The organism is Moorena sp. SIO4E2, assembly GCF_010671945.1.
Lineage (GTDB): Bacteria > Cyanobacteriota > Cyanobacteriia > Cyanobacteriales > Coleofasciculaceae > Moorena > Moorena producens.
Genome location: NZ_JAAHIE010001396.1, coordinates 1 through 1,096 on the forward strand (window position 1 = coordinate 1; position 1,096 = coordinate 1,096).

Here is a 1,096-nt window from a genome sequence, read left to right on the forward strand (position 1 = left end):
ACTGCTCCAAACCTGACCAGAGAACAATTGTTTTCAACTGCGGCCTTAAGTCCCCACAATGCCAACTGTCCCCCCATGGAAAAGCCCACCAAACCGACAGGTTCTGGGCAACCCATCTTTACTAATTCCATGGCTAGCTGCAACTGATCTTCCCCTTCTCGCCAACCGTCAGAAGATGGGACTGGGGATAGTTGTGCACTGCGTCCGTTACTGCGCCAATCATAAATTAACACTGCCCAACCATTACTGTAGGCTTTACGAGCAAGGGTACGACTATACCAACCACTATCGACATCCCCTGTAAGGGCATAGTTAACAATCAGGGTCCCTTTGGCATTGTCAGGACAACTCCACAATCCGCGCAACGGTACCTGATCCGCACCAGTAAATATGTGTTCCTGCCAGGGAATCAGGGGCAAATGGGAAAGCCAAGGTACTTTTTCCCCCCACCAACTCCAGGTTTTGCCGTACCAGTAAGTTGTAGCAATACTTTGAAATAAGCCATTTCTTAGGTACCAGGGAGCTTGGTAGTCTTGCATCAGGTTTCGTAGCTATTTGTAGATTACAGATAGGAGTATAAGCCGTTCTAGTTCCCCATCGGTGTGGGCAGACAAAAATTTATTGCTCTAATTTTCGATATCTTTTTCCATCCACCGACGAGTCCCAAAAAACTGACAGGAATTGGTAGCTACCTTTGCTGCTGCGCCTAGGGCATCAGTAAACTCTTTCTGTAGAATATAGTGACAGAAGGCACCGTGAAACACATCCCCAGCTCCCAAAGTATCTACTGCTTGAATCTGGGGTACGGGTACTTCACCGGACACTCCTAAGCTGCGATACTGAATTGGTTTTTCTCCTTGGGTAATGGCAATGTGAGGAATCCCAGCGTCTAGGAGATAAGCCATCACCTCTTGTTGACCACAGCACCCTGGTGGATAGAAATTGGCTGAGCAAATTGCGTAATCAACGTAGGGCAAAATTGTTTCAAATCCTGGCTTCCAGCTACCCCCATCGATGACTACAGGGATATGATGAGTTTTGGCAAATTTTGCGATCGCATTACTAACCACCATCTGATGACCATCAATGAGCACCA

2 protein-coding genes are annotated in these 1,096 nt (G+C 47.4%); both read right to left on the bottom strand.

Annotation, left to right across the window (positions count from 1 at the left end; genetic code table 11):
- The coding region (locus F6K37_RS46045; RefSeq protein ID WP_287257423.1) for an alpha/beta fold hydrolase at positions 1 to 539 on the bottom strand (539 nt) is incomplete at its 3' end.
- Between the two features lie 87 nt (positions 540 to 626).
- Positions 627 to 1,096 (bottom strand): PfkB family carbohydrate kinase (locus F6K37_RS46050; RefSeq protein ID WP_287257424.1); only part of this gene is annotated, 470 nt, incomplete at its 5' end.